Origin of the sequence: Limnohabitans sp. T6-5 (assembly GCF_003063315.1) — a bacterium.
Classification (GTDB): Bacteria; Pseudomonadota; Gammaproteobacteria; order Burkholderiales; family Burkholderiaceae_C; genus Limnohabitans_A.
Genome location: NZ_NERV01000002.1, coordinates 321,029 through 337,561, shown reverse-complemented (window position 1 = coordinate 337,561; position 16,533 = coordinate 321,029). Strand labels below are relative to the sequence as shown.

The 16,533-nt window shown below is 60.5% G+C and carries 18 protein-coding genes; 16 read left to right on the top strand and 2 right to left on the bottom strand.

Features of this window, described 5'->3' with window-relative positions:
* Window positions 1-60 precede the first annotated feature (60 nt).
* The 5 genes from B9Z51_RS07270 to B9Z51_RS07250 are packed head-to-tail and all read left to right on the top strand — an operon-like array spanning window position 61 to window position 3,320.
* Entirely contained in the window at window positions 61-1,122 is a 1,062-nt protein-coding gene (locus B9Z51_RS07270; RefSeq protein WP_108374828.1) for a patatin-like phospholipase family protein, read from the top strand.
* Between the two features lie 9 nt (window positions 1,123-1,131).
* Window positions 1,132-1,419, top strand: a complete 288-nt coding sequence (locus B9Z51_RS07265) for a DUF1330 domain-containing protein (RefSeq protein ID WP_108373255.1) — start codon at window positions 1,132-1,134, stop codon at window positions 1,417-1,419.
* A gap of 25 nt (window positions 1,420-1,444) precedes the next feature.
* Entirely contained in the window at window positions 1,445-1,915 is a 471-nt protein-coding gene (locus B9Z51_RS07260; RefSeq protein ID WP_108373253.1) for a hypothetical protein, read from the top strand.
* A 30-nt stretch (window positions 1,916-1,945) separates the two neighbouring features.
* Window positions 1,946-2,899 (top strand): rhodanese-related sulfurtransferase, encoded by a 954-nt coding sequence (locus B9Z51_RS07255; RefSeq protein WP_108373251.1) that lies wholly within the window; start codon window positions 1,946-1,948, stop codon window positions 2,897-2,899.
* 25 nt (window positions 2,900-2,924) lie between these two features.
* Entirely contained in the window at window positions 2,925-3,320 is a 396-nt protein-coding gene (locus B9Z51_RS07250) for a TfoX/Sxy family protein (RefSeq protein WP_108373250.1), read from the top strand.
* 39 nt (window positions 3,321-3,359) lie between these two features.
* Here the strand turns inward: B9Z51_RS07250 and B9Z51_RS07245 are convergent, their stop codons facing one another.
* Window positions 3,360-4,496, bottom strand: coding sequence for an iron-containing alcohol dehydrogenase (locus B9Z51_RS07245; RefSeq protein ID WP_108373248.1), 1,137 nt, complete (start codon window positions 4,494-4,496; stop codon window positions 3,360-3,362).
* 155 nt (window positions 4,497-4,651) lie between these two features.
* Here B9Z51_RS07245 and B9Z51_RS07240 point away from each other — a divergent pair, with 155 nt between their 5' ends.
* Window positions 4,652-5,611, top strand: a complete 960-nt coding sequence (locus tag B9Z51_RS07240; protein ID WP_108373246.1) for an alpha/beta hydrolase — start codon at window positions 4,652-4,654, stop codon at window positions 5,609-5,611.
* Window positions 5,612-5,718: 107 nt separating this feature from the next.
* A complete protein-coding gene (locus B9Z51_RS07235) occupies window positions 5,719-6,576 on the top strand; it encodes a YbgC/FadM family acyl-CoA thioesterase (RefSeq protein ID WP_108373244.1) in 858 nt (285 codons plus the stop codon).
* 537 nt (window positions 6,577-7,113) lie between these two features.
* Here the strand turns inward: B9Z51_RS07235 and B9Z51_RS07230 are convergent.
* On the bottom strand, window positions 7,114-8,070 hold the full coding sequence (locus tag B9Z51_RS07230; protein ID WP_108374826.1) for a folate-binding protein YgfZ: 957 nt from the start codon (window positions 8,068-8,070) through the stop codon (window positions 7,114-7,116).
* A gap of 81 nt (window positions 8,071-8,151) precedes the next feature.
* On the opposite strand from B9Z51_RS07230, the gene mltG reads away from it, so the two are divergent.
* The 9 genes from mltG (at window position 8,152) to B9Z51_RS18220 (ending at window position 16,487) form a co-directional block, all read left to right on the top strand.
* Window positions 8,152-9,165, top strand: a complete 1,014-nt coding sequence (mltG, locus tag B9Z51_RS07225) for an endolytic transglycosylase MltG (protein ID WP_108373242.1) — start codon at window positions 8,152-8,154, stop codon at window positions 9,163-9,165.
* Between the two features lie 50 nt (window positions 9,166-9,215).
* Window positions 9,216-9,869, top strand: a complete 654-nt coding sequence (gene tmk / locus B9Z51_RS07220; protein ID WP_108373240.1) for a dTMP kinase — start codon at window positions 9,216-9,218, stop codon at window positions 9,867-9,869.
* On the top strand, window positions 9,866-10,870 hold the full coding sequence (locus B9Z51_RS07215; protein WP_108373238.1) for a DNA polymerase III subunit delta': 1,005 nt from the start codon (window positions 9,866-9,868) through the stop codon (window positions 10,868-10,870). The genes tmk and B9Z51_RS07215 overlap by 4 nt, the downstream gene beginning before the upstream one ends.
* A 3-nt stretch (window positions 10,871-10,873) precedes the next feature.
* Window positions 10,874-11,683: a TatD family hydrolase gene (locus B9Z51_RS07210; RefSeq protein ID WP_108373236.1), complete on the top strand. Its 810-nt coding sequence runs from the start codon at window positions 10,874-10,876 to the stop codon at window positions 11,681-11,683.
* Window positions 11,684-11,691: 8 nt separating this feature from the next.
* Window positions 11,692-12,366: an ankyrin repeat domain-containing protein gene (locus tag B9Z51_RS07205; protein WP_233254873.1), complete on the top strand. Its 675-nt coding sequence runs from the start codon at window positions 11,692-11,694 to the stop codon at window positions 12,364-12,366.
* 185 nt (window positions 12,367-12,551) lie between these two features.
* Window positions 12,552-13,406 (top strand): ParA family protein, encoded by an 855-nt coding sequence (locus B9Z51_RS07200; protein ID WP_158272847.1) that lies wholly within the window; start codon window positions 12,552-12,554, stop codon window positions 13,404-13,406.
* A complete protein-coding gene (locus tag B9Z51_RS07195) occupies window positions 13,403-15,262 on the top strand; it encodes a hypothetical protein (protein WP_108373231.1) in 1,860 nt (619 codons plus the stop codon). Before B9Z51_RS07200 ends, B9Z51_RS07195 begins: the two co-directional genes overlap by 4 nt.
* Complete coding sequence (locus tag B9Z51_RS07190) at window positions 15,262-15,807, top strand: hypothetical protein (RefSeq protein WP_108373229.1); 546 nt, start codon at window positions 15,262-15,264, stop codon at window positions 15,805-15,807. The genes B9Z51_RS07195 and B9Z51_RS07190 overlap by 1 nt, the downstream gene beginning before the upstream one ends.
* Window positions 15,804-16,487: a hypothetical protein gene (locus B9Z51_RS18220; RefSeq protein WP_146187719.1), complete on the top strand. Its 684-nt coding sequence runs from the start codon at window positions 15,804-15,806 to the stop codon at window positions 16,485-16,487. Before B9Z51_RS07190 ends, B9Z51_RS18220 begins: the two co-directional genes overlap by 4 nt.
* Window positions 16,488-16,533: the final 46 nt, after the last annotated feature.

Here is a 16,533-nt window from a genome sequence, read left to right as displayed (position 1 = left end):
GGCGATTTCCATGCGATCCCGTATCGCTTGCAGGCAAGCTCCTACAAGACCATCACCTACATGCAAGCCCTCCACATCCACGCAGGCCCCAAGGCTCTGGCCCACATCCGTGAACACGGCTTGCGGCCAGAGCACATTGGCGTGATACCGGGTGCGGCGGGCGGCCCCAAAGGGTTGATCCTGGGGGCGCTGGACCGCTTCATCTTTGGTGAGTGGTTGTCTCAAAGCAGTCAGCCGGTGGACCTGGTGGGTGCCTCCATTGGCGCGTGGCGCATGGCCACTGCCTGCCTTCATGACCCGGTGGCAGCGTTTGAGCGGCTGGAGCGTGACTACATCCACCAGCACTACGAACCCCTGCCGGGCCAAAAGCGGGTGAGCGCGCAGCAAGTCAGCGACGCCTTTGGCCAAAGCCTGCAAGCCTTTTACGGCGGGCGCATCGACCAAGTCTTGAGCACCCCCCGTTACCGGCTGCACATCGTCACATCGCGTGGCCGACATCTGTTGCACCGTGAACACCGGGTGGCCACGCCCTTGGGCTACGCAGGGGCGTACATCAGCAACGCCGTGCACCGCCGCGCCCTGGGCGGCTGGCTGGAGCGGGTGGTGTTTTCTGCGCAGGGCGCAGCCTTACCGTTTGATGCGCAAGACTTTCGCACCCGCGCTGTGGACTTGACCGAGGCCAACTTCATGCCCGCGCTGCAAGCGAGCTGCTCGATCCCCTTTGCGCTCAAAGCGGTGCACAACATTCCCGGCGCACCGCGTGGAGCGTACTGGGACGGCGGCATCACCGACTACCACCTGCACCTGAACTACCAAGGTTTGGTGCTGTACCCTCATTTCCAGCAAGCCGTGGTGCCCGGCTGGCTCGACAAAGCCCTCAAATGGCGTCACAAAGCCAGCGCCTTTCTGGACAACACCATCGTGCTGGCGCCCAACCCCGAATGGGTCAAAACCTTGCCGAACGGCAAACTACCCGACCGCAATGACTTCATGACCTACAGCACCCACTTTGACGCCCGGGTGAAGGTCTGGCAGTCTGCGGTGCATGCCAGCGAGCAGTTGGCACAAGAGTTTGCCCAGTGGCTGCGAGCGCCCAGTTTGGCTAAAGTTCTACCCCTTTAAGGAGCCGTCTTGCCTCACGCCTACGTCGTCGGTCAAATGACCGTGAAAAACCCTGCCAAATGGGCCGAATACCGCAGTCAAGTGCTGGCTACATTGCAGCCCTGGGGGGGCGAGCTGGTGTTTCGTGGCCACCAGGTCAAGGCGCTGTCGGGCAGCTGCCCGCATGCTGATGTGGTGGTGATCCGTTTTCCAGCAGTGGCCAATGCCGATGCCTGGCATGCTTCGGCGGCCTACCAGGCGCTGATCCCGATCCGGCAGGAAGCGGCCGATGTGGTGCTGCTGACTTACGAAGCCTGAACTTGCAACCGGGAGCATTCCAGCCATGAAACCGACCCTGATTCGCACCACGTTTTGCCTGTTTGCCCTTGCCAGCGCAGCGGCCAGTGGCCCGGCAACAGCGCAAACCCGACTGGCCGAACAGGCCATGAACTGCTCGGCTGTGTTGAGCATTTTTTCACAGGCGTATGCCAACGAACCCGCCTTGGGTGCCAAATTCGCCAAGGCCGTGGACATCTTCACCGAGGTGTATCTGAAAGAAAGCGCCCCCCATACTGACGTGCAAGAAGCCACCAAACGCCGCACGGCCGCAGTGCAAGACTTTCGCCAGACTTGGACCACCAGAGCCCCCTATTTCATTGAAAACGCGGTCATCTGCGGCGCCTGGGCCGAGGGTTTTCTGGGGCAGGGTGAGCGTTACCAGTTTGTGCCCGTCTACCCCAAGGTTGTGGCCCCCCACATCCGCAGTCAATACCAGGCTCATGCAGACGAGGTGCTCAAGCGCTGGCAGCCTTGAGCCATGTCACATGGCTGAGATAATCCGCTGATGCAACACGCCGCTCAGTTCCTCACCGCCGCCCTCTACAAATTCGTCGATCTGCCCGACTTCGTTGACCTGCAAGCGCCTTTGCAAGCCTGTTGCGAGGCCAATGACGTCAAAGGCACGCTGCTGCTGGCGCACGAGGGCATCAATGGCACGATTGCCGGGCCTGAGGCGGGCATCCGCGCCGTTCTGGCGTTTTTGCATGCCGATCCGCGCCTGGCCACGTTGCAGCACAAGGAGTCGTGGAGCCCCAAGCCGCCGTTCACCCGCATGAAGGTCAAGCTCAAAAAAGAGATCGTCACCTTGCGCGTGCCCGAGTTGGACCCGAACAAGACCGTGGGCCAGTATGTCAAGCCCTCCGACTGGAACGCTTTGCTGGCCGACCCGGACGTGGTGGTCATCGACACGCGCAACGACTACGAGGTGGCGATTGGCACCTTCAAGGGCGCGGTCAACCCGAACATCAAGACCTTTGTGCAGCTACCCGCCTGGCTGGACGCGCAGGAAAACCTGCAAGGCGAAGCCGCCAAAAAGACCAAAGTGGCCATGTTTTGCACAGGGGGCATCCGCTGCGAAAAATCCACCGCGCTCATGAAAATGCGCGGCTTTGAAGAGGTCTACCACCTCGAAGGCGGCATCCTCAAGTACCTCGAAGAAATCCCGCCCGAGCAAAGCACCTGGGAGGGCGACTGCTTTGTGTTTGACGAGCGTGTGAGCGTGAGCCATGGCCTTGGTGTCGGCCACCATGAGCTGTGCCGCTCTTGCCGCTGGCCGCTGAGTGCTGAAGACAAAAAGTCACCACATTACGTGTTGGGCGTGAGCTGCGCCCATTGCCACGACCAGCGCACACCCGAGCAAAAAGAAAAACTGGCCGAACGCCAACGCCAGGTCGAGCTGGCCGAAGCACGGGGCGAGGTGCATGTGGGGGCCAAGATGCCTGCCCACGACGCGCCCTGAACGCCCAAGCCCCCACGACTGCGGCATGAGCGACTTCATTCCCTTTGTGCAGGAACTGCTGGAAGGTTTGGGGCCGGTTTCGGCCCGCCGCATGTTTGGCGGCCATGGCCTGTACCACGAAGGCCTGATGTTCGCCATCGTCATGAACCAACAGCTGTACCTGAAGGTGGACGAACAAAACCGCCCTGACTTTGAAGTGCTGGGCCTCACGCCATTCACCTACCCCATGAAGGGCAGGGAAGTGGCTTTGTCTTACTGGTCTGCGCCCGATGCGATTTTTGACGAGCCCGCCGAGGCCGTGCGCTGGGCGCGTTCAGCCTGGGACGCTGCTTTGCGTGGGCATTTGGCCAAGGCTCAGGCGCGTGAGAGGGCCAAAGCCTGTGTGAAAACGCGTCCAGTGCCCACGGGCTCAGTGGGCTGACATTCGCTCACAGGGGTGAGCGCCTGCAAAAACCAAGCTTTACATGCTGGTCAGCAGCATGTCCCGGTATTCGTCGGCCGAAGCGATGCGCGGATTGGTTTTGTGGCAGTGGTCGGCCAGCGCACCGGTGATGACGGCGTTAAACATCCCTTCATTCACGCCCATCGCCCCCAGCCCGGTGGGCAGGCCCAGGCGGGCGTTCATGTCCTTGATGGCATCTGGGATGTCCGAGCCGCTTTGCAGGCCCATGGCCTGCGCCATGCGGGCCAGGCGCTTGTCTTTTTGCACGGTTTCAGCTGCGGCATTGAAGTTGACCACGGCTGGCAAAAACATGGCGTTCAAAGTGCCGTGGTGCAGGCGCGGGTTCACGCCGCCCAGGCTGTGGCTCAAGGAGTGCACGCAGCCCAGCCCTTTCTGGAAGGCCATGGCGCCCTGCATGCTGGCGCTCATCATGTTCAGGCGCGCTTCGTGGTCTTGGCCGTTGGTGGTGGCGCGTTCGATGTGTGCCCAGGCGCGCTGCAGGCCGTCGAGCGCAATGCCGTCGGCAGGCGGGTTGAACGGCGCGGCCATGAAGGTTTCCATGCAGTGCGCGATGGCGTCCATGCCCGTGGCGGCTGTGAGCATGGGCGGCAGGCCCAGCGTGAGTTCGGGGTCGCAAATGGCCGCACGCGGCACGATGAACCAGCTGTGAAAACCCAGCTTGCGGCCGTCGTCGACGATCAAAATGGCCCCCCGGGCCACCTCAGAACCTGTGCCTGCCGTGGTGGGCACGGCAATCAAGGGGGCCACTTGGTCGGTGATCTTGAGCGAGCCGCCTTCGATGGTGGCGTAGGTCTTGAGCGGGCCTTTGTGGGTGGCGGCAATGGCCACGCCTTTGGCGCAGTCAATGGACGAGCCGCCGCCCAAAGCGATCAAGCCGTCGCAGTTGTTTTGTTGGTAGACGGCAGCAGCGGCGCGCACCGCAGCCTCGGTCGGGTTGGAGGGCGTCTGGTCAAACACGCTGACCTGCAGGCCTGGCAAGGCGGCCAGGGCCTTGTCCAGGATGCCCACCGCCTTGACGCCCGCGTCGGTCACGATCAAGGGGCGGGAGATGCCCACCCGCTCGCATTCGGCCTTGAGCAGGCTGATGGCGCCAAAGTCGATCTGGATTTGGGTCACGTAGTTGATGAAAGACATGCCAGGTTCTCCGGTGTGTGAGCAGGTGACAGCCCCCCTGCGCGGGGCGTTGTACGATTTGCGTTCATTGTGATTCAGGAAGCGCCTTTGTCCATCCGGCCCAAGGCCCAAACCGTCACGTTGGCAACACCCAAATCCCACCCACTTCAGCTTTCATGAGCAGCCACCACACCAACCCCCGATCCCTCTTGAACCCGGCCACGCGCACGCTGATCGACCGCGTTCAGAAAGCTGGTCGCCCGCCCATGCACGCCATGACGGCAGAGCAAGCCCGCGCGTTTTACGACATCGGCGGCCCGATCCTGGACCTGCAGCCCGCGCCCCATGTGGACCGGGTCGAGGACATCACGATCCCGGCACGCGACGGCCACGCCATGCCAGCGCGCCTGTATGCCCCGCAAAGCCCCACGCCTTTGCCCGTTTTGCTCTACCTGCACGGCGGCGGCTTCACCGTGGGCAGCCTCACCACACACGACGTGCTGTGCCGCCAGCTCAACCGTCAGGGCCACTGCGCCGTGGTGTCGCTGGACTACCGGCTCGCGCCCGAGCACCGGTTTCCCACCGCCGTGCACGACGCCTGGGACGCCCTGAACTGGTTGCACCAGCAGGGCCCAACATTGGGCCTGGACAGCACACGCCTGGCCGTGGGCGGCGACAGCGCGGGCGGCACGCTCAGCGCCGTGTGCGCCCTGATGGCACGCGATGCGGGCTTGAAGCTCGCCTTGCAGCTGCTGTTCTACCCCGGTTGCGGCTCCAAGCAAGACACGGCCTCACACCACACCTTTGGCGAAGGCTTCATGCTCGACCAAGACACCATCGCCTGGTTCTTTGACGGCTACATCGACAAAGCAGACCGAGACGACTGGCGCTTTGCGCCCGGCAACGCCCCTGACCACTCTGGCCTGGCCCCGGCCTGGATGGGCCTGGCCGAATGCGACCCGCTGGTGGACGAGGGCGTGCGCTACGCCGACACGCTGCGCATGGCAGGCGTGCCGGTCGATCTGGAGATTTACCGGGGCGTGATCCATGGCTTCATCACCATGGGCCGCGCCATCCCCGATGCCCTGAAGGCCCACGCCGATGCAGGCCGGGCACTGAAACACGCTTTCATGTAGGAGCCGCGCCCTCGCGGCGATCGGTCTGCGCAAACGACCATCGCGGCGAGGGCGCCGCTCCCACACAACACTGAACACCATTGCGACAGACACACCAAAGGAACACCATGAAACGCCAAGACTTCCGTTTTTCTCACCGCATGCGCGTGCGCTGGGTCGAAGTGGACATGCAAAAGATCGTCTTCAACGGCCATTACCTCATGTACTTCGACACCGCCGTGACCGACTACTGGCGCAACCTGGCCATGCCTTACGCCGACACCATGCACCAGCTGGGCGGCGACCTGTATGTCAAAAAGGCCAGCGTCGAGTACCACGCCAGCGCCGAGATGGACGACTTTCTGGACGTGTGCATGCGATGCGACCGCATCGGCAATTCGTCCATGACCTTTGTGGGTGCGATTTTTCGAGGCGAAGAGCTGCTGATCACCAGCGAGCTGGTTTATGTGTACGCCGACCCGGTGGCTAAAAAGAGCCAGCCCATCCCGCCTCAGCTGCGCGACATGATGGAAGGCTTTGAGCGCGGCGAAGACATGGTGCAGCTGCACCTGGGCGCCTGGGCCGACCTGAAAAACCTGGCCAGCCCGTTGCGCACCGAAGTGTTTGTGGATGAACAAAAAGTGCCCGCCGACATGGAGTGGGACCACGACGACGACACCGCCTTGCACTGCGTGGTCGTCAACCGCTTGGGGCTGTGCCTGGCCACAGGCCGCCTGCTGCAACACGCCCCGGGCGTTGCCCGCATTGGCCGCATGGCCGTCAAAAAGCAGATGCGCGGCAGCGTGCTGGGCCGCCGGGTGCTGCACGCCCTGATGGACGCCGCCCGCGAGCGCGGCGACCAGCATGTGCTGCTGCACGCCCAGTGCAGCGCCGAGGGCTTTTACAAGCGCTCAGGCTTTGAGCCGCATGGGGCTATTTTTGAAGAAGCGGGGATTGCGCACATCGAGATGGTTCGCCCCCTGTAGGAGCGGCGCCCTCGCCGCGATGGGGCGTTCGCAGACCGCAGGCATTCGCCCCGAGGGCGGGGCTCCCACAGCAAACCCATGGCCTCTTTGTAGGAGCGGCGCCCCCGCCGCGATGGGGCATTCGCAGACCGCAGGCATTCGCCCCGAGGGCGGGGCTCCCACAGCAAACCCATGGCCACTTTGTAGGAGCGGCGCCCTCGCCGCGATGGGGCGTTCGCAGACCGCAGGCATTCGCCCCGAGGGCGGGGCTCCCACAGCAAACCCATGGCCACTTTGTAGGAGCGGCGCCCCCGCCGCGATGGGGCATTCGCAGACCGCAGGCATTCGCCCCGAGGCCGGGGCTCCCACAGCAAACCCATGGCCTCTTTGTAGGAGCGGCGCCCCCGCCGCGATGGGGCATTCGCAGACCGCAGGCATTCGCCCCGAGGCCGGGGCTCCCACAGCAAACCCATGGCCACTTTGTAGGAGCGGCGCCCTCGCCGCGATGGGGCGTTCGCAGACCGCAGGCATTCGCCCCGAGGGCGGGGCTCCTACAGATCAAATGTCTTCAAGCAAGTCGTAGGGCAGGGGCAGCAGCTCCAACGCAGCGCCATCGGCGCTGCCCGCCCGCCAGCCAGTTTGCTGGCTCTCCAGCGTGCCGCTGACCAGTGCGTCAAAGCCCTGACCGTCAGGCCGCGCCGCGCTTTGCACGACGGTGGCGCAAGGCTGCTCGGGGTCGGTGGGGGTGAAAACGTCTTGCCCGACCGCCAATTCCACCGGGCTGTGCACGAGCGCCGTGCGACGCTTCAAGGTGCCACGGAACTGGCTTCGGGCCACCACCTCCTGGCCGGGGTAGCAGCCTTTTTTGAAGTTGACGCCGCCCACCGATTCGTAATTCATCATTTGCGGCACGAAGGCCTCGAACACGGGCTGGCTCAGCAGGGCCACACCGCTCATGACGTCTGACCAAGCCCAAACCTCGGGCGCGACTTCAGGCCCCTCGGGCAGCGCCGAACCCATTGGAGCCATCCACAGTGCGCGCGGCACACGCGAATCACCCACGACCGCCGGGTACAGCGCCACAGCGTGCGCACCATCGGCCACCACGGTGTGCCAAGGGGCCGCATTGCCCAGCAGGGCGCGGGCGCTGCTGCCCAGCAAACCGCGCAGTTGCCACTGGCCACTGGCGTCGGTCAATTTGACCTTGGCCCGCAGCACGAACATGGACAGGCGCTTGAGCGTCTGCGCCAGCAGATCGAGGTTCATGACCAGCAGCACGGTGTCGGGCGCGGTCTTGATGACCACAAAGCTGGCCTGCATGCGACCCTTGGCATTGCAAAAAGCTGCCAGGCGCGACTGGCCCACGGGCAGCAGCACCACGTCGTTGCTCAACTGGTTGTGCAAAAAGTTGGCCGCGTCCTCGCCCTGGGCCTGGATCACACCCAGCTGGGGCAGGGGGCTGGTGCCGTCCAACACGGCGGTCACATCAAGGGCGTTCAGGGCAGGGCTGTTCATGTCGCGGCTCATTCATGTAGCAAGGGTCTGGCAAGGCGTGAATTATCATCCCCCCACGTTTTCAACACCCGAACAAAGGACATGGCCGTGCTCAAAGGCTTGATGAAGTTACTGACAAGCTTGCTGGTGGTGGCCTTGGCTGTGGGGGGCGCTGCGTTCTGGTGGCTGCAACAGCCCTTGGACACAGGCCGCGCCACGCTGGACTTGTCCATTGAACCCGGCACAACGCCCAAAGCCATCGCTCAGGCGGTGATTGACGCTGGAGCGCAAACCTCGCCTGACATGCTGTATGCGTGGTTTCGCCTGTCGGGCCAGTCGCGATTGATGCGGGCAGGCAGCTACGAGATCCCACCGGGCACCACGCCCCTGCGTTTGTTGCGCATGCTGGTCCGGGGCGAAGAAAGCCTGCGCACCTTCACCATCGTGGAAGGCTGGAACTGGCGGCAAGTGCGCCAGGCATTGACCAAGGCGGAGAACCTCAAACCCAGCAGCCGGGCCTTGTCGGATGACGAATTGATGCGCCAGTTGGGCCGCCCCGACACAGCACCCGAAGGTCGTTTTTACCCGGACACCTATTCCTATGCCAAAGGCTCCAGCGACTTGGCGGTCTTGCAACGGGCCATGAAGGCCATGGACAAACACTTGCAACAAGCTTGGGATGCCCGCCAGCCCGGCGTGGCGGTCAAGTCGCCTGAAGAGGCCCTGATTCTGGCCAGCATTGTCGAAAAAGAAACCGGCAAGGGATCGGATCGGCCGATGATTTCTGGCGTATTCAACAACCGTTTGCGCATCGGCATGATGCTGCAGACCGACCCCACGGTGATCTACGGCCTGGGCGAAGCCTTTGACGGCAACCTGCGCCGCGTTCACCTGCACACCGACACGCCCTGGAACACCTACACCCGCAGCGGCCTGCCACCCACGCCGATTGCCATGCCGGGCAAAGCCGCCTTGTTGGCCGCCGTGCAGCCCGCCAAGACGCAGGCGCTGTACTTTGTGGCCAAGGGCGACGGCAGCAGCCACTTCAGCGCCAGCCTGGACGAGCACAACCGGGCGGTCAACCGTTACCAGCGCGGGCAAAGCGGAAGCAACTGAGCAGCGCCGACTGAGCCTGCGACAATCGGGGTTTCGCCATTTCACACACCATGACACGCGGCACATTCATCAGTTTTGAAGGCATCGACGGGGCGGGCAAGTCCACCCACATCGAGCGCGTGGCCGCGCTGTTTCGCCAGGCGGGCAGGGCGGTCGTGCTGACCCGCGAGCCGGGCGGCACCCCCTTGTCTGAAAAGCTGCGCGAACTGGTGCTGCACGAACCCATGGACGCGCTGACCGAGGCCCTCTTGATGTTTGCCGCCCGCCGCGAGCACCTGGTGCAGGTGATCGAGCCCGCGCTGGAGCGAGGTGATGTGGTGCTGTGCGACCGATTCACCGATGCGACTTTTGCCTACCAAGGCGGCGGCCGGGGCTTTGACTGGCAGGTGTTGACGCAGCTGGAACGCATCGTGCAATCCCAAGCCCATGCCCAAGCTGACAGCGCTTTGCGCCAACCCGATTTGACCGTGTGGTTCGATCTGGACCCGCAGATTGCCGCCGAGCGCCTGGCCTCGGCCCGTGTGCCTGACAAGTTCGAGTCTCAACCGGCCGACTTTTTTGCCGCCGTGCGCGCAGGCTATGCCAAGCGCCAGGCCGAAATGCCCACCCGTTTTGCCCGCATCAACGCTGCGCAAACCCGCGAAGCGGTGGGCGCGGATGTGGCCCTGGTGGTCACCCCCTGGTTGTCCCGGAGCACCGCATGAGCGCCGTCTTGAATGCGCCGTGGATTGCCCGGCAAGCGACCGATTTGCTGGCCCAGCGCGGTCACGCCTGGCTGCTGCAAGGCCCATCGGGTCTGGGTCAATACGAATTGGCGCTGGCAATGGTCAGCGCTTGGTTGTGCGAGCAGCCTTCGGCCCAAGGCGCTTGCGGCGACTGCCCCAGCTGCCACGCCATTGCCGTACACACCCATGCCGATCTGGCCGTGCTGATGCCCGAGACGGTGATGCTGGATTTGGGCTGGCCATTGTCTGAAAAAGCCCAGGACGAGATCGACAAGAAAACCCGCAAGCCCAGCAAAGAGATTCGGGTAGATGCCATGCGCGATGCGGTCGAGTTTTCGCAGCGCACCGATGCCCGGGGGCGGGGCAAAGCGGTGTTGGTGTTTCCGGCCGAGCGCATGAACACCGTCACGGCCAACGCGCTGCTCAAAACGCTGGAAGAGCCGCCGGGCGATGTGCGCTTTGTGATGGCCACCGAGGCCAGCCACATGTTGCTGCCAACCATCCGCAGCCGCTGCCTGGCGCACACCATGAAATGGCCCGAGGCCGATGAAGGCATGAACTGGCTCACGGGGCAGGGCTTGCCAGCCCCCATGGCGACAGCCTTGCTGCGCAGTGCGGGCGGTCGACCCACCGATGTGCTGCGCCAGGCCGAAGCCGGTTTGTCCCCCGACTGGTGGGATGCCTTGCCCAAAGCCATGCGCCAAGGCGATGCCCGCCATCTGGCCGATCTGAGCCCGGCACAAGCCATCGACGCGCTGCAAAAACTTTGCCACGATCTGGTCTTGCGTCAGGCCGGGGCCACGCCACGTTTCTTTGAGGCCGGGCAATTGCCCAACACCGCAGCCTCGTTGAGCGCATTGACCGACTGGTTCAAGCGCCTCATGCAATCGGCCCGCACGGCCGAACACCCTTTCAATGCAGGTTTGATGCTCGAAGCATTGACCGCTGACGCCCAACAAACCCTGCTGTCGCGGGGCTGACCCATGTACACCGATTCCCATTGCCATCTGAATTTTCCGGAACTGCTGGCCCAGTTCGACAGCATTGACCAAGCCATGAAAGTTGCCCAGGTCACGCGTGCGCTGTGCATTTGCACCACCATGGAGGACTTCGACAGCGTCCATGGCCTGTCGATGGCGCATGACAACCTGTGGTCCACCGTGGGCGTGCACCCCGATAACGAAGGCGTGCACGAGCCCAGCTTGCAAGAACTGATCGACGGCGCTGCGCACCCCAAAGTGGTGGCCATTGGCGAGACGGGGCTGGATTATTACCAAATGGACGAACGCAAGGGCGGTCGCACCGTGGCCGATCTGGAATGGCAACGCGAGCGTTTTCGCACCCACATCCGTGCCGCGCGCCACACTCGGCTGCCCCTGGTGATCCACACCCGTCAAGCCTCGGACGACACCATTGCCATCCTCAAAGAAGAGGGCGAAACGGGTGGAGCAGGGTGTGCCGGAGGCGTTTTTCACTGCTTCACCGAATCGCAGCAGGTGGCCCGCGCCGCCTTGGACTTGGGCTTTTACATCTCGTTTTCGGGCATCCTGACCTTCAAGACCGCCGCCGATCTGCGCGAAGTGGCCAAATTTGTGCCCGATGACCGCTTGCTGATCGAGACCGACAGCCCGTATCTGGCGCCTGTGCCGTACCGGGGCAAAACCAACAACCCTTCGTATGTGCCCTATGTGGCCAAACAGTTGGCAGAGCTTCGCGGTTCAACGTCCGAAGCCATTGGCGTGCTGACCAGCACCAACTTTGACCAGCTTTTCAGCCGAGTGAGCCAGGGTTAAACTTCATGATGAACATTAAGTTATTGAAGAAGCTGTTTGTTTTCATTGGAATTATTCAAGCCAACTTGTCCTTTGCAGGTTCCTACGAAGACTTCTTTCGTGCCGTCACATTTGACGATGTGCGCACAGTGCAATCTTTGTTGGCCCGGGGCTTTGATGCCAATTCGGTGAACGCCAATGCCGCTCCAGCGCTTGTTTTGGCCATCCAGGAACCATCGCCCAAAGTGGCTGAAGTGCTGATACGCTGGCCTCAAACCCAGATCAGTTTCGCCAATCCCGCAGGCGAAACCCCGCTCATGATGGCCGCTTTGCGCGGGCACCTGAACCTGGTGCAGGCGCTCCTTGAGCGCGGGGTCGAAGTCAACAAACCCGGCTGGACCGCTTTGCATTACGCCGCAGCCGGTGGCCACACCACCATCGTGGATTTGCTGATCAAGCACGGCGCACTGGTCAACGCCGAATCACCCAACGGCACCACGCCGTTGATGATGGCAGCGCGCTACGGCAGCGCTTTGTCCGTCAAGTCCCTGATCCAGGCCCCAGGCTCAGATCTGCTCCTGCAAAACCACCAAGGCTTGACCGCCTTTGATTTCGCTGTCCAGGGCCGCCGTCCGGATGCCGAATCCCTGATGCGCCAGGGCTTGGCGCGCTTGTACGTTTTTCCACCGGTGAACAAGAACTGAGACTGATCGGTCCAATCATCAGGGGGCCTTGGAGCCCCCATTGGATGCATTTTTAATTTCGTACGATGTGTATTATGTTAAGTCACTGGATGATGTAGTTGTCCAGTTGCCAAGCATAGTCTCAGGGGTAAAGGTCTGTAGATGCTTTTCTTGTTGTGTCCAAACACGAACAACAGGAGCATTTTGTGAAAAGTACAACGGTCATATCAGTCGTCAACACCAAGGGCGGCGCTGGTAAAACAACCACTGCGGCCAACTTGGGTGGCCTCGCTGCAGCGCTTGGTCAGCGCGTGCTGCTCATCGATGCAGACATGCAACCGGCGCTGTCGAAATTCTTCGCCACACAGACACCACTGACCAAAGAGTCACCAGGCATGAACCAGGTGATTTCTCGTGGTGGTGTCATCCTTGATGGCGACATTGTCGAAACCAATGTAAAAAACCTCTGGTTGCTGCCTTCCAACATGGAAGACCACATCCAGGCTTGGCTCAAGGAGCGTGAAGATCGACTGCTGCTGCTCAAGCGCGCAGTCCGTCAGCCCATCATCCGAGAAAACTTTGATCTGGTGATCATCGACACTCAGGGCGCTAAGGGCGAGCTTCAACGCACTGCGGCCATGGCAGCCGATTTGATGCTGACCCCCATCAAACCGGACATGCTCAATTTCAGCGAGTTCATCACCGGCACGCTGGAGATGCTGTCTCAGCTCAACGTCATGAGCGACATGATTCCTGAAATGCGAGCAGGCCAGCTGGCGATTTTTGTCAACGCGATGCCGCGAACCACTAACGCACGAATGGTTGAAGAGGCCATTCGTGACCAGTTTCGCAGCCATCCAACCATCAGGTTGCTTGACACCAAAGTCCCCTACTCCACCGTCTATGAGCAGTGCCGCTCATTGCGGCGCCCAGTGCATGAATTGGACAGCGATGCGAATGTCACGCCGTCGCAGGTCATGCATTCGCTTTTGCACGAAGTCATGCCAAACCTCAAGGGTCTGTGGCTCCCAGGGCATCAGCCAATTGGAGACGCCAAATGAGTAAGCGACTGAGTGCAAACGACATGCGTCAGGCGCTGAAAGCGCAAATGGATCAGCAAGAACAATTGAAAACCAGCACTGGCACAGGCAACCCCATGCCCACTTCGAAACCAGGCGACTTTGACGGTCGCGCCATCATTCGTCTGAAAGTCCGTGATGTCGGCACCTACGAGCGCAACCCTCGTACGCGTCCAAACGAAAAGCGCGAAGAAATCAAAGAATCCATTCTTGCTCGTGGACTGGATCAAAACCTTGCCGTAACCAAACGGCCAGGAAGCGACCGATACATCCTAGCCAAGGGCGGTAATACGCGGCTGTCCATCCTCTGGGAACTGGCTGAAAAATATCCAGACCGGTTCACAAGTCTTGACTTCGATCTGGTGAACTTCAAGGCTGAATCGCACTTGTTGGTGGGTCACATGTCTGAGAACTTGAATCGTTCTGACATGTGCTTTTGGGATACCGCCAACAGCTATCTGGAGCTGCGGAAGATCCGCTCTCAGGAACTTGGGCGGGACATCTCGCTGAAGGACTTTGCTGCAGAACTGAAGCAGCAAGGACTGACAGTTGAAAATTCTGCACTAGGCGATTTTGAATTTGTAATCGAAAAACTTACCCCACTCGGCGTAGCTGCCAAAGCACTTGGACGTAATGATGTGCTGCGCTGCCTTCGCCCTCAGTTCAAGAACTTGGGTGATATAAGGGTGAAGTTGTTTGATGGTCAGAAATCATCCAATGAATTCGCGTCTGCTTACGCCGACTGGCTCAAAGCTTTTGGGCATGCGCATGAAGCACTTGAGGCTGGGACGGGCACTTCTGATGCGGAAAACGACCGTCCGCCAACCTCACTAGCACGCGAACTCGAAGCTCACTTGGCGACCATGGCGGCCGCATGGTTTGGGCTGACTGAAGCAGAGCTGAGCGCTTGCATGCAAGCCATCGCAGCTGATCGCACAATCACTGCCGCCCAGTTGCAAAACAACCTGGAGCAATTGCGTACCTCAGAAACTGCTTCTACTGTCAACACCACTGCTGGAAATCAGGGCGATGAGTCTGGTGCCGCTGATACCGACTCCCTTGGCGCTGGTACAGACTCAGACCAGGCTGACTTTGTGGGTGGTGGTCAAGCCAACAGCGGTGATTACGACACCAGCTCTCATGCAGCGGCAGATGAGCAAGATGATGTCGCTGACTCTGAATACGCTGTACCAACGGGCCGAGTGCCCTCAGCCCTGAATGGCGTCAAAACAGCCCCAGAGCATCTCCTCACGAATATTCCTAATCCTGGCGCAGTAGATGGGCAAAACAACACTGGCGCAGCCCCATTTGAAGGTGGCGCAGACCCTACTGGTGAACAGGGCCAGCTGCCCGGTACCACCAGCCTTGAAATGGCTGTTGAAAACATGCGCAGCTGCATCATGGATTTGACTGACTATGCATCGTTGACTCCCCTTTTGCGCAATGCGCCTGGAATGCCGCTGGGTTATTTCATGGATGCACCAGCCAGCTCGCTGGGTGTCAGTGCAACTGACTTTGCCGCGCAGGCATGGTGGCTTTTGGCCACCATGTCAGGCCAGCTGACCGTCGACTGGTTTCATCATCAGGTCACCAACGAGCAAGGTGTAAGCGGTTTTGCGCTGTTCGATACTGGCCCCGCCGGATTCAGGGCGCGAGCAGAAGATCAGGACGGCTGGATGCAATTTGTACAAACGCATCTGGGGGGAACCTATCAGGCTGACGGCTACTACACCCTGGAACTGTTGACCGATTTGTCTAACCCCGTGGGTGAATACGCCCGTGAGCTTGTCAAAGCGGTTGGCACTTTTAGGCTGCTGAGCCAACAGGAGCAGCAGTGATGAGCGCCGTCGTCTCTCAGCCACCACCCGGCACCTCGGGGTGGGTTTGCTTACGCTCGACGACGCTGAGCCGCATTGCGGCCATCGAGCTGCTGTCCGACCAAGCCCTCAATTTATCTGACGACATGCGCCAGACATTGACGAAGCTGACGCTGGAACAGCCACAAGAAGTCCCTCTGCGTCTATGGGTCCAGCTTGATGGTGTCAGTTGGATCGCACAGGGTCTTCAAGAAAAAGAAAGGCGTGACGCAGCTTTACGCATATTGATTCTGCGCCAGGCTAATTTTCCGCTGATACGGCGTCTTTTCAATCTGTCACGGGATCGCTGGATTGACATGCGCAAAGAGCTGAACGCACCACCAGCGCCCAAGTCAGTGCCCCAGCCTGCCGCTCATACGGTCGACGACATCTATGCGAGCTGGTCAAAGCTGATTAAAGAGTACGACAACGAAATCGACCGCTGGGTGGTACTGGCGCAGCAGTTCCCCTATTTGCCGCTTGCTGCCCTTTATCCACTGATTTACATCCCAGGAGCATCGACATGAAAGGCGCTCTGCTCCAAGAATTCCTGATCGTTTGGAGGCCATCGCTTGAAACGCTTTTGGAAAAGCATTGGGCACGCCTGTTGGCTGCGGCCGTCAGTCGTGACCGAATGATGATGCAAGACATCATCAAAGCACACTATCAAGAGCTGGCCAATCAGTGTTTTTTCAATCCGGGCCGTCAGTTACTGCATCGCCATCGACTGTTTGATGTGCATTCTCTTTATCGTTTTTGTTCTGATAAAGCACTGCAATCTATCAGGCTCGACGGTTCTTTGCCTGAAACACCGCATCTCGTGCAAATTTTCGAAGACGCTTTTCCTCAGGTGTTTCAAATGGACTATGCCTCTGAGTCAGTGGGTCTATGCGGTACATCATGTCTAGCGCAACATTTATCAGCTTGTAACCATCCTGATCAGGCGACTCATCAAAATTGTGATCACGCATTGATTGCCAAATATCAGCAGTTTCTTGCGCACATATATACAGGCGATCAAACCCATCCGTGGACGTTGTCATCTCAGCGCCGCCACGGAATCCCTGTTTTAGTGTGCGATACATGCCCTCAAACACCGTTTCAAGCAGATCAGACACATGTGCTCGATCTACGTCGTTCGGACAGGCAAGATGTTTTAACAGCATGCCAAAACCATATTGCGTCCAGGCTTGGAGTGAAGCTATGACAGCCTCATCCTCGGACACCCTCTTCTTCAAACTGTCCAGTTCATT

Coding starts and splice junctions, on each gene's coding strand:
- B9Z51_RS07260 (WP_108373253.1), top strand. CDS start 1,445: ATGAAACCGACCCTGATTCGCACCACGTTTTGCCTGTTTGCCCTTGCC.
- B9Z51_RS07245 (WP_108373248.1), bottom strand. CDS start 4,496: ATGTCTTTCATCAACTACGTGACCCAAATCCAGATCGACTTTGGCGCC.
- B9Z51_RS07230 (WP_108374826.1), bottom strand. CDS start 8,070: ATGAACAGCCCTGCCCTGAACGCCCTTGATGTGACCGCCGTGTTGGAC.
- B9Z51_RS07250 (WP_108373250.1), top strand. CDS start 2,925: ATGAGCGACTTCATTCCCTTTGTGCAGGAACTGCTGGAAGGTTTGGGG.
- B9Z51_RS07215 (WP_108373238.1), top strand. CDS start 9,866: ATGAGCGCCGTCTTGAATGCGCCGTGGATTGCCCGGCAAGCGACCGAT.
- B9Z51_RS07195 (WP_108373231.1), top strand. CDS start 13,403: ATGAGTAAGCGACTGAGTGCAAACGACATGCGTCAGGCGCTGAAAGCG.
- B9Z51_RS07255 (WP_108373251.1), top strand. CDS start 1,946: ATGCAACACGCCGCTCAGTTCCTCACCGCCGCCCTCTACAAATTCGTC.
- B9Z51_RS07190 (WP_108373229.1), top strand. CDS start 15,262: ATGAGCGCCGTCGTCTCTCAGCCACCACCCGGCACCTCGGGGTGGGTT.
- B9Z51_RS18220 (WP_146187719.1), top strand. CDS start 15,804: ATGAAAGGCGCTCTGCTCCAAGAATTCCTGATCGTTTGGAGGCCATCG.
- B9Z51_RS07210 (WP_108373236.1), top strand. CDS start 10,874: ATGTACACCGATTCCCATTGCCATCTGAATTTTCCGGAACTGCTGGCC.
- B9Z51_RS07205 (WP_233254873.1), top strand. CDS start 11,692: ATGAACATTAAGTTATTGAAGAAGCTGTTTGTTTTCATTGGAATTATT.
- B9Z51_RS07235 (WP_108373244.1), top strand. CDS start 5,719: ATGAAACGCCAAGACTTCCGTTTTTCTCACCGCATGCGCGTGCGCTGG.
- B9Z51_RS07270 (WP_108374828.1), top strand. CDS start 61: ATGCAAGCCCTCCACATCCACGCAGGCCCCAAGGCTCTGGCCCACATC.
- mltG (WP_108373242.1), top strand. CDS start 8,152: ATGGCCGTGCTCAAAGGCTTGATGAAGTTACTGACAAGCTTGCTGGTG.
- tmk (WP_108373240.1), top strand. CDS start 9,216: ATGACACGCGGCACATTCATCAGTTTTGAAGGCATCGACGGGGCGGGC.
- B9Z51_RS07240 (WP_108373246.1), top strand. CDS start 4,652: ATGAGCAGCCACCACACCAACCCCCGATCCCTCTTGAACCCGGCCACG.